Consider the following 14,386-nt stretch of genomic DNA (forward strand, 5'->3'; position numbering starts at 1 on the left):
ATATGGGAAGGGAATGCTGCAAATGGCAACCCTTCGTCAGACCTCGAATTCTCCAGCGGCAGAGTTGCGCACCATCATCGTCACCGGTGCGTCTTCCGGCATAGGCGCCTATTGCGCCCGTGCATTGAAGGCCGAGGGCTGGCGGGTGTTCGCGACGGCGCGCAAGCCGCAAGACATCGCCGCACTCGAAGCGGACGGAATCGAGGCTTTCTATCTCGATTACACTGAACCGGCATCGATCGCCGCCCTGGTGACCGCAGTGCTCGACCGCACCGGCGGCAAGCTCGACGCGCTGTTCAACAATGGCGCCTACGCGCAGGCAGGCGCCGTCGAGGATCTGCCCGTTGCGGCGCTCAAGGAGCAGTTCGAGGCCAATTTCTTCGGCTGGCACGACCTGACCCGCCGTCTGGTCCCGGTGATGCGCCGCCAGGGCCACGGCCGCCTCGTCCATTGCTCATCGATCCTGGGTCTCGTGCCGGTGCGCTTCCGCGGCGCCTATTCGGCGTCCAAGCATGCCTTGGAGGCCTTGATGCTCTGCCAGCGCCAGGAACTGGCCGGCAGCGGCATCCATGTCTCGCTGATCGAGCCGGGGCCGGTGAAATCGAAGATCGCCAGCAATGGCCTGCCCTGGTTCCTCGGGAATATCGACCACGAGAATTCCGTGCATCGCGCCGACTATGTCGCGCAGCTGGAGCGCATGCGCGCCGGCGGCAGTCAATCGGCCCTGAAGCCCGGGCCGGAAGTGGTCCACAAGGTGCTTTGCCACGCACTTCTGTCGCGGCGCCCACGCCCGCACTATGTGGTAACAATGTCGGCCAAGATCGGTACCATGCTCAAACGCATCCTGCCGGCAACGATGCTCCACCGCCTGCTCGCCAAGCGCGCCTGAACAAGAAAAGAACTGGAAACGCAAAAAATGACCACCGTCTTCAAGATCCTTGCCATATTGGTCATGGCCGCCGTGGTGGTCGTTCTGATAAGGGGCCTCATCAACATGATGCGCGGCGGCTCCGGTATGACCTCCAACAAGTTGATGCAGACCCGCGTTCTGCTGCAGGCGGTGGCGCTGGCGCTGATCCTGCTGGCCGTGTATTTCACCCGCAAGTGAGGCCTTTCGGGAGGCGATGTGGTCAAGCTCAACAAGATCTACACCCGCACCGGAGACGACGGCACAACCGGGCTCGGCACTGGTGAGCGGCGGCTGAAATCCGATCTCAGGGTGGACGCCTATGGCACGGTCGACGAAGCCAATGCCTGCATCGGCATGGCTCGCGTGCACACCGCACAGAGCTATCAGGCGATCGACGCCATGCTTGCCCGCATCCAGAACGACCTTTTCGACCTCGGCGCCGATCTCGCCGTGCCTGATGACGGCAAGCCGCTTGGCTACGAGCCGTTGCGCATCGTTGCCGCGCAGACCGACCGTGTCGAGCACGACATCGACCTCCTCAACAAGGAACTCCAGCCGCTGAAATCCTTCGTGCTGAACGGCGGCACGCCGGCGGCGGCTGCCCTCCATCTCGCCCGCACCGTGGCCAGGCGAGCCGAGCGGCTGATGGTGGCCCTGGCTCAGGACCCGGCCGAACACGTCAACCGCGACGGGCTGAAATACATCAACCGCGTCTCGGATTTCCTGTTTGTCGCCGCCCGGGCGGTCAATGACAATGGAAATGCCGACGTGCTATGGGTTCCCGGCAAGAACCGCTGAACGGACCGAAAGGCGGGGGGCCGACGACAAATGTTCATCCCGCTTTACGACACCAACAGGTTGCGCCATATCAGGCTGCAATATGTGACGATCGGGCTGATCGTCGCCAACGCCGTGGTCTATTGCGCCACGGCGCTCGGCGGCGAGAACTTCACCAATGCCGCCGTGCTCGGCCTCGGCTTCATCCCCTCCGTCGTTCACGACACGGCCGAGCTCGACCCTCGCTTTGTCATCATCCCCGAGAGCCTGAGCTACCTCACCTACTCTTTCCTGCATGCCGACATTTTCCATCTCGGCGGCAACATGCTGTTCCTTTGGGTGTTCGGTGACAATGTCGAGGACGCGCTCGGCCACATCCGCTACCTGATCTTCTATCTCCTGTGCGCCATCGCCGGAGCCGCTTTCCAGGGGCTCGTCGCCTGGGATTCGCAAGCGCCGCTGATCGGCGCCTCGGGCGCCATTGCCGGCGTGGTCGTCGCCTACCTGATCCTCTATCCCAGGGTGAAGGTGTGGGTGCTTGCCTTTGCCCGCATCCCCTTGCGCATACCAGCCTTCATCCCGCTCGTCCTGTGGGTGCTGTTCCAGGTCGTCATGTTCGCGGCCGGTGGCGAGGATCAAATCTCCTGGGCCTGCCACATCGGCGGCATCATTGCCGGCGCGGTCCTGGTGCTCGTCCTGCGCAGTCGCGGCGTGCCGCTGTTTGCCCCCGCTGACGAGGATGCCGTGGTTCCGACCCCCGAACAGCAGCCGGCAGTTGGCGAATCGGCGACGCCCGAAACGTCCACCACTGCGGCGCGCTGGGGTCGCGGAAACCCTTCTGGCCCAAACTGAACCGATTTGAGCTTGCTTCCAGCGTATTGACGACAAGGGTTGCCACAATTACGGAAACGTCTCCGTCGCAGCCCAAGGCGGTTAAGGAGCAGCCCCAAGGCGGGCAAAGACCAGAATTTCCATCCGGCCAGAATTCCGTCTGGCCGGAATTCAGTCAGGAATGTCGGCTTTCGACAACTCAGAAAGGGCGCAGGCTGCTATAGCGCGCCCGATTAGCGTGAAGAGGTGACAGGCAAATGAAGATCCTTGTGCCCGTGAAGCGGGTTGTGGACGCGAATGTGAAGGTTCGCGTGAAGGCCGATGGTTCGGCGGTGGAACTCGCCAACGTCAAGATGGCGATGAACCCGTTCGACGAGATCGCGGTCGAGGAAGCGATCCGGATCAAGGAAGCCGGCAAGGCCGAAGAGATCATCGTCGTCTCGATCGGCCCGCAGCAGGCGCAGGAAACGCTGCGCACCGCGCTCGCCATGGGCGCCGACCGCGCCATCCTGGTCAAGACCGACGAACAGACCGAGCCGCTCGGCGTCGCCAAGGTGCTGAAGGGCGTGGTCGAGGCGGAGAAGCCAGGCCTTGTCATTCTCGGCAAGCAGGCGATCGACGACGATTCCAACCAGACCGGTCAGATGCTGGCCGCTCTGCTTGGCTGGGCGCAGGGCACCTTCGCTTCCAAGGTCGTGCTCGAGGGCGACCATGCCAAGGTGACGCGCGAGGTCGACGGCGGCCTGCAGACGGTGGAGCTGAAGATGCCGGCGATCGTCACCGCCGACCTTCGCCTCAACCAGCCGCGCTATGCCTCGCTGCCCAACATCATGAAAGCCAAGAAGAAGCCGCTGGACGAGAAGAGCCCGGCCGATTACGGCGCCGACGTCAAGCCGCGCCTCAAGGTCATCAAGACCGAGGAGCCGGGCGGCCGCAAGGCAGGCGTCAAGGTCAAGAGCGTCGCCGAACTGGTCGACAAGCTCAAGAACGAAGCCGGCGTTTTGTAAGGAAATCCAATGAGGCCGGCCTGCAAACGGCCGGTCTCAGCGCTCGCCGAGGCGACGTACTGAAGTACGCTCCGCTCCGGTTCTCGAAACCAACCGTTTTCGGCTCTGCCTGACCGGATTTCAGGGAGCTTCGAAGACGAAAGTCAGGGACAGAACAAATGGCAATTCTCCTCATCGCCGAACACGATAACGCCACGCTTTCCGACCAGACCGCCAAGGCGCTTTCGGCCGCCCTGCAGATCGGCTCGGACGTCCATGTGCTGGTGGCCGGCAAGGGTGCCAAGGGTGCGGCTGATGCCGCCGCCAAGCTCAAGGGCGTGAGCAAGGTTCTTTTGGCCGAGGCCGACGAACTCGCCGAGCGCCTGGCCGAGCCGGCGGCGGCACTGGTCGTCTCGCTGGCTGGCGCCTACGACACGATCATCGCGCCGGCGACATCCGCCGGCAAGAACGTCGCGCCGCGCGTGGCGGCACTCCTCGATGTCGCGCAGGTCTCCGAGATCATCGAAGTGGTCTCGCCGGACACCTTCAAGCGTCCGATCTATGCCGGCAACGCCATCCAGACGGTGCAGTCGAGCGACGCCAAGAAGGTCATCACGGTGCGCACCGCCTCCTTCCAGGCGGCACCCGAGGGCGGCTCGGCTTCGGTCGAGACGGTTCATGCGGCGGCCAATCCCGGCCTGTCCACCTTCGTCGAGAACAAGCTGTCGGAGACCGACCGTCCGGAGCTGACCTCGGCCAAGATCATCATCTCGGGCGGTCGCGCGCTCGGTTCCTCGGAAAAATTCCAGGAGGTCATCCTGCCGGTCGCCGACAAGCTCGGTGCCGCCGTCGGCGCCTCTCGCGCCGCCGTCGATGCCGGTTACGCCCCGAACGACTGGCAGGTCGGCCAGACCGGCAAGGTCGTCGCCCCCGATCTCTACATCGCGGTCGGCATCTCCGGCGCCATCCAGCACCTTGCCGGCATGAAGGACAGCAAGGTCATCGTCGCCATCAACAAGGACGAGGAGGCACCGATCTTCCAGGTTGCCGACTATGGCCTGGTCGGCGACCTCTTCGTCATCCTGCCGGAGTTGCAGAAGGCACTTTGACGCTTCCGCGCAACCGTATTAAATTGCTAGGGGTGGGGTAGACGAAGTCACCCCGCCCTTTTAGTTTGCATCGCACAATAAGCAGGCCACAAGGCTGAGAGCAATTCCAGCGGCAGTGCGCAGGGTTTTTGCGCCGGGAACTGCTGGAAAACAAAGAGATGGGGCGGTTCGCGATTCTGGCGAAAAACGCTCCGGACGGGATTGGGTAATGAGCAAGATCGAGACGATCGGCATCATTGGTGCGGGCCAGATGGGCGGCGGCATTGCCCACGTCTCCGCGCTTTCGGGCTACAAGGTGCTGATCTACGATATTTCGCCCGACCGTATCGAGAAGGGCATCGCCACCATCAGCGGCAACATGGCCCGTCAGGTGGGGTCCGGCAAGCTCGACGAGAAACTCCGTAACCAGGCCATGGCACGCATCGCGTCGGCACCGGCGATGGCCGATCTTGCCGGCGCCGATCTGGTGATCGAGGCGGCGACCGAGGACGAAACCGTCAAGCGCAAGATCTATGCGCAGCTGTGCCCGCAGCTCAACCCCGAAGCGATCCTGGCGACCAACACCTCGTCGATCTCGATCACGCGGCTAGCCGCGCAGACCGACCGGCCGGAGCGGTTCATCGGCATACATTTCATGAACCCTGTACCGCTGATGAAGCTGGTCGAACTGGTGCGCGGCATCGCCACCGAGGACCAGACCTTCGAGGCGGCGAAGATCTATGTGAAGCAGCTCGACAAGACTATCACGGTCTCGGAGGATTTCCCGGCCTTCATCGTCAACCGCATCCTTCTGCCGATGATCAACGAGGCGATCTACACCCTCTATGAAGGCGTCGGCTCGGTCGATGCCATCGACACCGCCATGCGGCTCGGCGCCAACCATCCGATGGGACCGCTGCAGCTTGCCGATTTCATCGGCCTCGACACCTGCCTGTCGATCATGCAGGTGCTTCATGACGGCCTGTCGGATTCGAAGTACCGTCCCTGCCCGCTGCTGGTCAAATATGTCGAGGCTGGCTGGCTCGGCCGCAAGACCGGACGCGGCTTCTACGACTATCGCGGCGAGCACCCCGTTCCGACGCGCTGACGCGTCCGCTCACGAGGCCGCAGCGAGCGGCCTGGGCGTTTCTGACTTGTCGATCTTGCCGTCCGGCACCACGCAAACGCATCCGCGGCCGGCCGCCTTGGCCGCATAGCAGCCGGCGTCGGCCCTTGCGATGATCTCGTCGACTTCGCCGCAATTGGCGCAGATGGCCGTCAGCCCGATGCTGGCGCCGATTGCATGCGGCCACCCCTCCCAGGTGAAGCTGAGGCCGGCTATCGCATCGATGATCGAGCGCGCCGCGATCCTCGCGCCAGCGGCCGAACCGGACTTCAGGATCACAACGAATTCGTCGCCACCCAGGCGCGCAACGATGTCTTCAGAACCAAGCACGCCGCGCAACGCCTCCGCGACCCGCTTCAGCAGGGCGTCTCCCGTAGCGTGACCGCCCGTGTCGTTGACCCGCTTGAAATGGTCAAGGTCGATGAACATGAACTGATGGCGGTCTCCAGCCGTCGTGCAGTCCTTGCGCGCCTGATCGACCAATCCCTCCATGGCGCGGATGAAGCTCGAGCGATTGGCAAGCCCGGTCAGCGCATCATGGGCGGCGGCATGGGCAAGCTGGCGCTGCAGGCACCGGCGACATGGGAAACCGGCAAACTGCCGGCATGATTAAGGATCGGTATTCACCGGGCGCGGGTATCCTGCTACCAGCGCACGAAAAACCGCCCCCCGAGCGCGCCAAGCAAAGCGAGAGCCGCGATGGCGATCGTGTACCAGGTGGCAACGAAAAGCGGAGAATCGTCGAAGCAGTGCGCGGCATAGAAGGTCGCCGCCAGCCCGCCGGCAAGCAACCCCGCGACCGCGCCGGCAAGCACCGGCCGCGTCGGCGCGCCATAGCGCAGCATCCACAGGAAGATGGCCAACGGGCCGATGCCGATCAGCGGGATGAAGCTCATGCAGATCATCATGTTAGAGCCGATCATGCGCGTGCCCCACAGCGCCTGCGGCACCGCGAAGAGCTCCAGCACCACCGCCACCGCGACCAGCAGCGGCGCGGCGATCATTGCCGCCATTGCCCGGCCTGTCGCCGCACCCGGCGTCGACAGGGCTCGGATCAGGGCGAAGGCGCTGATGGCGAGCATGATGGTGAAAACAAACTTGGACAGGAAGCGCATCGTGTGCGCGGCCGCCATGAAGTCGGGGCGCGGCCCGATCGTCATCATGAAAACAGCGGCCGCGACGACGACGGCCGCGCCAGCCGCCAGCCACCAGGCGGAGCGCAATGGCATGACTTTGCTGCGGGTATCGGCGTCGAGCGCCTTGATGAGATCATCGGTCTTCATGTCATTCCCGCCCGAACCGCCCCTGTCCGAATCGCTTGGCTATGGCGGTGAGTCCCCGGTGCAGCGACACACGCACCGCCGTCTCGCTGATGCCGAACTTCGCCGCCGTCTCGCCGATCGAGCGGCCCTCAACGGACACGGCCGAAACCACGGAACGCTGTGCCGGCGGCAGCCCGTCGAGCGCCCGGTTGATGTCGCGCTCGCTGACCGTCTCGGTTTCCGGCTCGGCAAAAGTCTCGGCGATGTCGTCGACATCGATTTCAATGCGCCGCCCGCGCCGCCGGAACGCGTCGATCAGCTTGAAACGGGCAATCGCATAGATCCAGGGCAGCACCGGCGCGTCCTGGCGCCAGGTGTGTCGTTTCACATGAATGGCCAGCAAGGTTTCCTGCACGACATCCTCGGGGTCGACCCCGCCCTGCACGATCTTGCGCCTGGCAAAGCCGCGGATCAGCGCGGCAATCCGGTGGAGAAAGTCGGCATAGGCCTTTTCATCTCCCGCGATCGCGGCCCGCATCAGCCGGGAAAGCTCGGCCTCGTCCTTGCCGCTCACAAGAGTTCACTCCCCGATCTTCGCACCTCGGCACCGATTTGTTACGTGGCCGGCGAAATAATGTCCAAGCCAAACTGCGGGCAAATCACGAAAGTTTGCCGATGGCCCGCGAAATTCCCCGACGGGTTCCCTGGTTCCCGGCCCGAGCGTTGGGAACAGCGCGGGCCAAGCTTTGATTGACGTAAGGTAAACCCTTCTGTAGCGTCAAGGATCGGAGGGAGGCCGAAATGGATTTCATTGAACGCATTTTTGGATTTTCTCCCGACAATGGCTCGGGAACTTTCGAGAGCGGCCTTGTCATTGCGGCCATAGTCTTTGTCGCCGCCATCTACTTCTACAGAAGACAGGGATCACTGAAGAAATAGCCGGGAGAACCGGTGGGGACACGTCCGCCAGGAAATCACTACCGTTGCGTCCTCTCAGCGTGGGAAACACGACATGGCAGGATCTCTGGTCAATCACGTCAGAACCGCGGCACTGCTGTTGTTCGCCGCCGAATTCTGGAAGCGTCTTGCCGTCGGGCTGAAGATGCTATTTGCGACGATTCGCATGCTGCTGTGCCGGCTGGCCAAGCGCCAGCGGCTGCCGAGCCCGGCGCAGAACGATTGCTGTATCCAGCTGCCGCCCGACATCTACAAGCGCGCCGATCCTCTTCTCTATGCCCAGTACTATCTGATGGCGCAGGGTCTCGCGGTCACCTGGGACAATCCCGACATCGACATTTTCGACGGCGCCGCACCAGTCACCGGTGCGCTCCAGCCCTCTCGTACCTATCGCGTTCGCGTGCGTGTCTGGAACGGATCCTATGATGCGCCCGCCGTCGGCGTTGGCGTGGCGCTGTCCTACCTGTCCTTCGGCACACAGACCGTTTCCCGTCCGATCGCCAACGCCGCCGTCAATCTCGGGGCCAAGGGCACGATCGATTGCCCTGCCTATGCCGAGTTCAGCTGGACCACGCCCGCCACCGGCGGCCATTATTGCCTTCAGGCACAGCTTTCCTGGGGCGATGACGCCAACCCCAGCAACAACCTTGGCCAGAAGAACGTCAACATTGCCGAGACGCGCTCCCCGGCGAAGTTCGTCTTCAGCGTCCGCAACGAGGCCTCGGTCGTCCGGCGTTTCCAGATCGAGGCGGACTGCTACGGCCTGCCGAAGCTGCAGCCATGTGCCCCGCGCGGCCAAGGTCGAGACGAGCGCACGGACACCCCGCAGCCGCGGCTCGCCGAGAGCAAGGCGCGCTGGGCCAAGGCGCTCGAGGAACAGGCCTATGGCCGGTTTCCCGTTCCGGACGACTGGTCGGTCAGGATCGTTCCAAGAACGCTTTCACTGCAGCCGCGCCAGATAACCGAGATCACCGTCGAGATCGAACCGAGGGACGCAGGCTTCCGAGGCTCAAAGGCCTTCAACGTCCATGTCTTCGCGATCGGCGAAAGAGGATCGCGCACCATGACCGGCGGCGTGACGCTCACCGCCACGAAAGGCTGAGGCGTTCCGATGGCTTACAAGCACTATACGAGCTGCTTTCTCTATCCGTCTGGCGGGAAGCCCTACAACGAGGACGACCGGTTGGCTTTCCTCGCCGGCCAAGCGCTGCAGATCATCGTCATCACCGGGCTGGCAGCCGCCTTCGGCTTGCTGCTGGGGCCGGTCGGTGCAGCACTTGCCGCGGCAATCGCGTTCCTGACGTCCGCCACCGCGACGATCGACAAGGCCGCCGGGGAATGGCTCAACCATCGCCTGGTCTGCCTCGACAAGGACAACCCGAAATGCGCCGTCGGCATCGTCTCCTACAATCCATTCCGCAGCGATCTCGGCGCCTTCGACAACGACCAGTATTTCGACGTCATACTGATGCCGCATCCGACGACCGAAATCCTCAACGCCGAAACCAACGAGGCGGCTTTGGCCGCCGCCAATCGCTACAATGCCGACGGCACCGTCGTCGCTGAATTCGCCGCCAGCATCACGGCCCATCCGGCGAACGACATTCACAATGACGGCTTTCAGGGTCATGAGCTGCTGTTGCCGCGCGATGACCTGAAGACGGATCTGGGCTACGCACCCGCCGACGATCATGCCCGCTGGGGCTTGCACTGCGAGGCCGAGGGCGACTTCTGGATCAAGATGCGCCAATGGGCGCCTGCCATCGTCATCCTGTTGACGGCGGCCCTGGTCGTCACGGCGGCCGCGGCGGCCGCCGGCGCCAGTGTCGGAGCGGCTGTCGGCTGCGCCATAGGGTCGTTCTTCCTGGGTGCGCTGGGCTGCGCCATCGGCTCGTTTCTGGGAGGATTGCTCGGAGCGGCCATTGGCGGCGCCATCGGCGGCGCGGCGTCCTACTTCGGTGGGGTCAAGCCGGTCCTGCAAGGGCTGTTCAACTGGAACCCCGGCAACGTCGAGGACGCCAATGTCGGCGACAAGGCGCTCGGCCCCATCAGGATGGGCGATCATGTCGCCGTCCTCGGCGAACATGTCTATGACGGCTATCACAAGGGCTGGCACGAGTTTCATCCGCTGATGGCGGTGGTCAAATTCGATGCGGCCGCTGGTGTCGATGCAAAACACTATCTTCAGTGGGCCCCGGACTTTCCCGACACGGGCACGGCCCCGCCCAAACCGCCGGGCGAGACCACCGACCTCACCGCGCAGGATATGCGTGACGGGCTTGGCAGCGCCGCGTTCAGGACACGCTGCGAAAACCTGCGCAGAACCTGGTGCGCCATGCTGAACGAAGCGTTCGATCCGGACACCAAACGAACACAGCAGGGGCTGGACCAGCGCTGGACCATTCATCCGATGGTCGATGGTTGCATCCCGCAGGAGAAGCCACCAGCACCGCATGTCGGGTGATGCCATCGGCGTCCGACACGCGAAACCGTGATGACGTCGATTGCCTTTCAATCTTGACTAACCCATTCATGAATTGATACTCGGACGCACCCGCACCGCGGGCAACCCGAGGAGTACCTTATGAAATCCCCCTTTCTTGCCTTGGCCAGCGTAGCGGCGCTTGCAATCAGCCTGGCCGCCGGTCCGGCGACGGCCGAAGATGCCGGCATCATCGTCTATAACGCTCAGCATGAAAGCCTGGCCAAGGATTGGGCCGAAGGGTTCACCAAGGAAACCGGCATCAAGGTCACCTTGCGCAATGGCGGCGACAGCGACTTCTCCAACCAGATCGTCGCCGAAGGCGCCGCCTCGCCCGCCGACGTGTTTCTGACGGAAAATTCGCCGGCTATGGTGCTGGTCGAAAATGCCGGCCTGTTCGCGCCGGTCGACGCCGACACGCTGGCTCAGGTCCCGCGGGACTATCAGGCATCCAGCGGCAGATGGGTGGGCGTCGCCGCGCGCAGCACCGTTTTTGCCTACAACACGACCAAGCTCAAGGCCGATCAGTTGCCCAAGTCGATGCTCGATCTCGCCGACCCGAGCTGGAAGGGCCGCTGGGCCGCCTCTCCCTCGGGCGCAGATTTCCAGGCCATCGTCAGCGCGCTGCTGCAGCTCAAGGGCGAGGCCGCCACAGCCGACTGGCTGAAGGCGATGAAGGAGAACTTCACCGCCTACAAGGGCAACAGCACCGTGATGAAGGCGGTCAATGCAGGCGAGATCGAAGGCGGCGTGATCTACCACTATTACTATTTCGGCGATCAGGCCAAGACCGGCGAAAACTCCAGGAACGTCGCATTGCACTATTTCAAGAACCAGGATCCGGGCGCTTTCGTATCGGTCTCCGGCGGCGGCGTGCTCGCCTCGAGCAAGCATCCCAAGGAAGCCCAGGCCTTCCTGAAATGGGTCACCGGCAAGGGTGGCCAGGACGTGTTGAAGAACGGAACCTCCTTTGAATACGCGGTCGGCAAGGGCGCGCAGTCCAATCCGAAGCTGGTGCCTCTGGCCGACCTGCAGGCGCCGAAGGTCGACGCCACGACGCTGAACTCCAAGAAGGTCACCGACCTGATGACCGCAGCCGGCTTGCTTTAGTCGTCGTTCTTCCTAATAAGGACGTCAAACCGTGCTCCTGCGGGAATTCACCTTCCGCGGGAGCGTTTTGTTCCGAGATGCATTCGTCCATGACGACACGCTGCTTATCCGACCGCGACCGTGGTCCCCTGCTTGCCGCCTCCGGGCGGCAATGGCGCGGCGTGTGAGCTGATGCAGTCCGCGGTCGATCTCGCACGCTCGGGCTTGCCGCCCAAGATGCGCCGAAGGACGCAGCGGCGGGCGGCGCCCTGGCTTGTCGCCGCCGCCATATCAGTCTCCCTTCTGGCGTTGGTGCCGCTCGCTTTCATCATCTGGATCGCGGTGCAGACCGGCTGGGAGACCGTCTCGGCACTGGTCTTCCGGCCACGTGTCGGCGAACTGCTGGTCAACACCGGCCTGCTGGTGCTGCTGGCCGTGCCGATCGCCATCACCTTGTCGGTGACGCTGGCCTGGCTGACCGAACGCAGCGACCTGCCCGGTGCCCGGTTCTGGTCCTGGCTCTGCGTGGCGCCGCTCGCCATCCCCGCTTTCGTACACTCCTATGCATGGATCACCATGGTGCCGGGGCTGCACGGCCTGTGGGCCGGTGTGCTGGTCTCCGTCATTGCCTATTTCCCCTTCCTCTATCTGCCGGTGTCGGCGGCGCTGCGTCGCCTCGATCCTGCCCTGGAGGATGCCGCGGCGGCACTCGGCCTCGGACCCTGGCGCGTGTTCTGGCGTGTCGTGTTGCCGCAGCTCAGGCTCGCCATCTGCGGCGGCTCGCTGCTGGTCGGCCTGCATCTGCTGGCCGAATATGGCCTCTACGTCTTCATTCGCTTCGACACCTTCACCACCGCGATCGTCGACCAGTTCCAGTCGACCTTCAACGGTCCGGCCGCCAACATGCTGGCCGGCGTGCTGGTGACCTGCTGTTTCGTGCTGCTCGGCCTCGAAGTGCTGGTGCGCGGCGAGGAGCGTTATGCCCGTGTCGGCTCGGGTGCCGCGCGGTATCAGCAGCGGATGAGCCTCGGCCGCGTCACCCTCCCCAGTCTGCTGCTGCTCGTCGTCACCACATTGCTGGCGCTTGGCGTTCCGTTCGTGACCATCGGGCGCTGGCTCCTCGCCGGCGGCGCCGATGTCTGGCGCTTCGACGAAATCGGCCTGGCACTCGGCCAGACGCTGTTCCTGTCGCTTGCCGGCGCGTTGCTTGCCACCGTCGCGGCGATGCCGATGGCCTGGATCTCGATCCGGGCGCCGGGACCGCTGCAGCGCCTTCTGGAGGGATGCAACTACATTGTCGGCTCGCTGCCGGGCGTCGTCATTGCGCTAGCGCTGGTCACCATCACGGTGCGCATCGCGCTGCCGCTTTACCAAACCCTGTTCACCATCCTGGTCGCGTACTCACTGATGTTCCTGCCGCGTGCCCTGGTCAGCCTGCGCGCGTCGATCGCGCAGGCCCCGGTCGAGCTCGAGCGCGCCGCGGCCAGCCTCGGCCGGCGGCCGCTCAACGCGCTATGGTCGACGACAATCCGCCTGTCGGCGCCGGGTGCCGCGGCCGGCATGGCGCTGGTGGCGCTCGGCATCATGAACGAATTGACCGCCACCCAGATGCTGGCGCCGAACGGCACCCGCACGCTGGCCATGGCGTTCTGGTCCTACAGCGGCGAGATCGATTACGCCTCGGCGGCCCCTTACGCCTTCATCATGGTGGCGATGTCGCTGCCCCTGACCTGGCTGCTCTATGTCCAGTCGAAACGGATGGCCGGGCGATGAGCTTTCTCGAACTCGCCAATCTGCACAAGCGCTACGGCCCGGTCGCCGCACTGGCCGGCGTCGACCTGAACGTCGCCAGCGGCAGCCGCACCGCCATCGTGGGACCTTCCGGCTGCGGTAAGACGACTTTGCTGCGGCTGATCGCCGGTTTCGAGGCGCCCGATCAGGGCCGCATCGTGCTCGACGGGCAGGTGCTGGCCAATGGTGGCGCCGCTGTGCCGGCGCATCGCCGCGGTATCGGCGTGGTGGCGCAGGACGGCGCCCTGTTCCCGCATCTGACCATCTCGGACAACATCGGCTTCGGCATGGCACGGGACGACGACAAACGCGCCGAGCGCATCGTCGAACTTGCCTATATCGTTGGACTGGACAAGGCGATCCTCAAACGCCGTCCGCACGAGCTCTCCGGCGGCCAGCAGCAGCGCGTGGCGCTGGCCCGCGCCATGGCGATGAAGCCGCGGCTGATGCTGCTCGACGAGCCGTTCTCGGCGCTTGACACCGGCCTGCGCGCCTCGATGCGCAAGGCGGTGGCCGAGCTTCTGGAGGCGGCCGGCATCACCACAATACTGGTGACTCACGATCAGGCCGAGGCGCTGTCCTTCGCCAGCCAGGTGGCGGTGATGCGCGACGGGAAATTTTCCCAGGTCGGCACGCCGCGCGAGCTTTATCTCAAGCCGAAGGACAGGATGATCGCCGAGTTCCTCGGCGATGCCATCATCCTGCCGGCGAGCATTTCGGGCGGCTTCGCCAGTTCGCCGCTCGGCCGCATCGCCGTCGACGCGCCGGACAGTCGCGATGTCGCCCGCATCATGCTGCGGCCGGAGCAGATCGGGCTCAAACGCACCTCGCGCGAGGGCATGTCGGGCACGCCCGATATGTTGTTCGGCGAGGTGACGGAATCCGAATTCGCCGGCTCGACATGCACGATTGCGGTGCGGCTCCTGAACAGTCCCGATCCGCCGGACGCTGCCGCGATCGGCGGCACGCCGCTGATCCTGCGCAAATCCGGCATGGACGCACCAGCGGTCGGCGAGATCGTGCGGCTGACCGTATCGGGCAAGGCGCACGTCTTCGCTTAAGCTCGAAGGCTGAAGGCGCAGAACCC

Annotated in this window: 17 protein-coding genes; 14 read left to right on the forward strand and 3 right to left on the reverse strand. The window is 64.2% G+C overall.

Annotated features, from left to right (window positions below):
- Nucleotides 1-22 precede the first annotated feature (22 nt).
- From FJW08_RS05300 to FJW08_RS05330, 7 genes are all read left to right on the forward strand, one after another.
- Nucleotides 23-889, forward strand: coding sequence for an SDR family oxidoreductase (locus FJW08_RS05300; protein WP_140754246.1), 867 nt, complete (start codon nt 23-25; stop codon nt 887-889).
- 27 nt (nt 890-916) lie between these two features.
- A complete protein-coding gene (locus FJW08_RS05305; RefSeq protein WP_140754248.1) occupies nt 917-1,108 on the forward strand; it encodes a twin transmembrane helix small protein in 192 nt (63 codons plus the stop codon).
- 18 nt (nt 1,109-1,126) lie between these two features.
- A complete protein-coding gene (locus FJW08_RS05310; protein ID WP_140809420.1) occupies nt 1,127-1,708 on the forward strand; it encodes a cob(I)yrinic acid a,c-diamide adenosyltransferase in 582 nt (193 codons plus the stop codon).
- Between the two features lie 30 nt (nt 1,709-1,738).
- A complete protein-coding gene (locus tag FJW08_RS05315) occupies nt 1,739-2,539 on the forward strand; it encodes a rhomboid family intramembrane serine protease (protein WP_140809422.1) in 801 nt (266 codons plus the stop codon).
- Nucleotides 2,540-2,775: 236 nt separating this feature from the next.
- Nucleotides 2,776-3,525: an electron transfer flavoprotein subunit beta/FixA family protein gene (locus FJW08_RS05320; protein WP_140754254.1), complete on the forward strand. Its 750-nt coding sequence runs from the start codon at nt 2,776-2,778 to the stop codon at nt 3,523-3,525.
- 158 nt (nt 3,526-3,683) lie between these two features.
- Nucleotides 3,684-4,613, forward strand: a complete 930-nt coding sequence (locus tag FJW08_RS05325; protein ID WP_140809423.1) for an electron transfer flavoprotein subunit alpha/FixB family protein — start codon at nt 3,684-3,686, stop codon at nt 4,611-4,613.
- Nucleotides 4,614-4,821: 208 nt separating this feature from the next.
- Complete coding sequence (locus tag FJW08_RS05330) at nt 4,822-5,700, forward strand: 3-hydroxybutyryl-CoA dehydrogenase (protein WP_140809425.1); 879 nt, start codon at nt 4,822-4,824, stop codon at nt 5,698-5,700.
- A gap of 9 nt (nt 5,701-5,709) precedes the next feature.
- On the opposite strand, the gene FJW08_RS05335 is transcribed toward FJW08_RS05330, so the two are convergent.
- Nucleotides 5,710-6,219: a GGDEF domain-containing protein gene (locus FJW08_RS05335; protein WP_246682226.1), complete on the reverse strand. Its 510-nt coding sequence runs from the start codon at nt 6,217-6,219 to the stop codon at nt 5,710-5,712.
- Here FJW08_RS05335 and FJW08_RS32860 point away from each other — a divergent pair.
- A complete protein-coding gene (locus FJW08_RS32860) occupies nt 6,127-6,327 on the forward strand; it encodes a hypothetical protein (protein ID WP_246682216.1) in 201 nt (66 codons plus the stop codon). The two genes, FJW08_RS05335 and FJW08_RS32860, sit on opposite strands and share 93 nt — an antisense overlap.
- A 35-nt stretch (nt 6,328-6,362) precedes the next feature.
- Here FJW08_RS32860 and FJW08_RS05340 read toward each other — a convergent pair whose 3' ends face one another.
- Nucleotides 6,363-7,001 (reverse strand): NrsF family protein, encoded by a 639-nt coding sequence (locus FJW08_RS05340; RefSeq protein WP_140809427.1) that lies wholly within the window; start codon nt 6,999-7,001, stop codon nt 6,363-6,365.
- A gap of 1 nt (nt 7,002) precedes the next feature.
- Nucleotides 7,003-7,554, reverse strand: a complete 552-nt coding sequence (locus FJW08_RS05345) for a sigma-70 family RNA polymerase sigma factor (RefSeq protein WP_140754260.1) — start codon at nt 7,552-7,554, stop codon at nt 7,003-7,005.
- 227 nt (nt 7,555-7,781) lie between these two features.
- On the opposite strand from FJW08_RS05345, the gene FJW08_RS32310 reads away from it, so the two are divergent.
- The 6 genes from FJW08_RS32310 (at nt 7,782) to FJW08_RS05370 (ending at nt 14,360) form a co-directional block, all read left to right on the forward strand.
- On the forward strand, nt 7,782-7,919 hold the full coding sequence (locus tag FJW08_RS32310) for a hypothetical protein (RefSeq protein ID WP_181182844.1): 138 nt from the start codon (nt 7,782-7,784) through the stop codon (nt 7,917-7,919).
- 73 nt (nt 7,920-7,992) lie between these two features.
- Nucleotides 7,993-9,039, forward strand: a complete 1,047-nt coding sequence (locus FJW08_RS05350) for a hypothetical protein (RefSeq protein ID WP_140809429.1) — start codon at nt 7,993-7,995, stop codon at nt 9,037-9,039.
- Nucleotides 9,040-9,048: 9 nt separating this feature from the next.
- Nucleotides 9,049-10,401 (forward strand): hypothetical protein, encoded by a 1,353-nt coding sequence (locus tag FJW08_RS05355; protein WP_140809431.1) that lies wholly within the window; start codon nt 9,049-9,051, stop codon nt 10,399-10,401.
- Between the two features lie 120 nt (nt 10,402-10,521).
- On the forward strand, nt 10,522-11,529 hold the full coding sequence (locus FJW08_RS05360) for an iron ABC transporter substrate-binding protein (RefSeq protein WP_140809433.1): 1,008 nt from the start codon (nt 10,522-10,524) through the stop codon (nt 11,527-11,529).
- 216 nt (nt 11,530-11,745) lie between these two features.
- Nucleotides 11,746-13,281, forward strand: coding sequence for an iron ABC transporter permease (locus FJW08_RS05365; RefSeq protein WP_246682228.1), 1,536 nt, complete (start codon nt 11,746-11,748; stop codon nt 13,279-13,281).
- Nucleotides 13,278-14,360, forward strand: coding sequence for an ABC transporter ATP-binding protein (locus FJW08_RS05370; RefSeq protein ID WP_140809437.1), 1,083 nt, complete (start codon nt 13,278-13,280; stop codon nt 14,358-14,360). Before FJW08_RS05365 ends, FJW08_RS05370 begins: the two co-directional genes overlap by 4 nt.
- Nucleotides 14,361-14,386: the final 26 nt, after the last annotated feature.

Origin of the sequence: Mesorhizobium sp. B3-2-1 (genome assembly GCF_006439515.1) — a bacterium.
Classification (GTDB): domain Bacteria; phylum Pseudomonadota; class Alphaproteobacteria; order Rhizobiales; family Rhizobiaceae; genus Mesorhizobium.

What these genes read in the sequence shown, in the direction of transcription:
- FJW08_RS05320 (WP_140754254.1), top strand. Translation starts at nt 2,776, where the DNA reads ATGAAGATCCTTGTGCCCGTGAAGCGGGTTGTGGACGCGAATGTGAAG.
- FJW08_RS05365 (WP_246682228.1), top strand. Translation starts at nt 11,746, where the DNA reads ATGCGCCGAAGGACGCAGCGGCGGGCGGCGCCCTGGCTTGTCGCCGCC.
- FJW08_RS05315 (WP_140809422.1), top strand. Translation starts at nt 1,739, where the DNA reads ATGTTCATCCCGCTTTACGACACCAACAGGTTGCGCCATATCAGGCTG.
- FJW08_RS05370 (WP_140809437.1), top strand. Translation starts at nt 13,278, where the DNA reads ATGAGCTTTCTCGAACTCGCCAATCTGCACAAGCGCTACGGCCCGGTC.
- FJW08_RS05300 (WP_140754246.1), top strand. Translation starts at nt 23, where the DNA reads ATGGCAACCCTTCGTCAGACCTCGAATTCTCCAGCGGCAGAGTTGCGC.
- FJW08_RS05325 (WP_140809423.1), top strand. Translation starts at nt 3,684, where the DNA reads ATGGCAATTCTCCTCATCGCCGAACACGATAACGCCACGCTTTCCGAC.
- FJW08_RS05355 (WP_140809431.1), top strand. Translation starts at nt 9,049, where the DNA reads ATGGCTTACAAGCACTATACGAGCTGCTTTCTCTATCCGTCTGGCGGG.
- FJW08_RS32860 (WP_246682216.1), top strand. Translation starts at nt 6,127, where the DNA reads ATGGTCAAGGTCGATGAACATGAACTGATGGCGGTCTCCAGCCGTCGT.
- FJW08_RS32310 (WP_181182844.1), top strand. Translation starts at nt 7,782, where the DNA reads ATGGATTTCATTGAACGCATTTTTGGATTTTCTCCCGACAATGGCTCG.
- FJW08_RS05340 (WP_140809427.1), bottom strand. Translation starts at nt 7,001, where the DNA reads ATGAAGACCGATGATCTCATCAAGGCGCTCGACGCCGATACCCGCAGC.
- FJW08_RS05305 (WP_140754248.1), top strand. Translation starts at nt 917, where the DNA reads ATGACCACCGTCTTCAAGATCCTTGCCATATTGGTCATGGCCGCCGTG.
- FJW08_RS05330 (WP_140809425.1), top strand. Translation starts at nt 4,822, where the DNA reads ATGAGCAAGATCGAGACGATCGGCATCATTGGTGCGGGCCAGATGGGC.
- FJW08_RS05360 (WP_140809433.1), top strand. Translation starts at nt 10,522, where the DNA reads ATGAAATCCCCCTTTCTTGCCTTGGCCAGCGTAGCGGCGCTTGCAATC.
- FJW08_RS05350 (WP_140809429.1), top strand. Translation starts at nt 7,993, where the DNA reads ATGGCAGGATCTCTGGTCAATCACGTCAGAACCGCGGCACTGCTGTTG.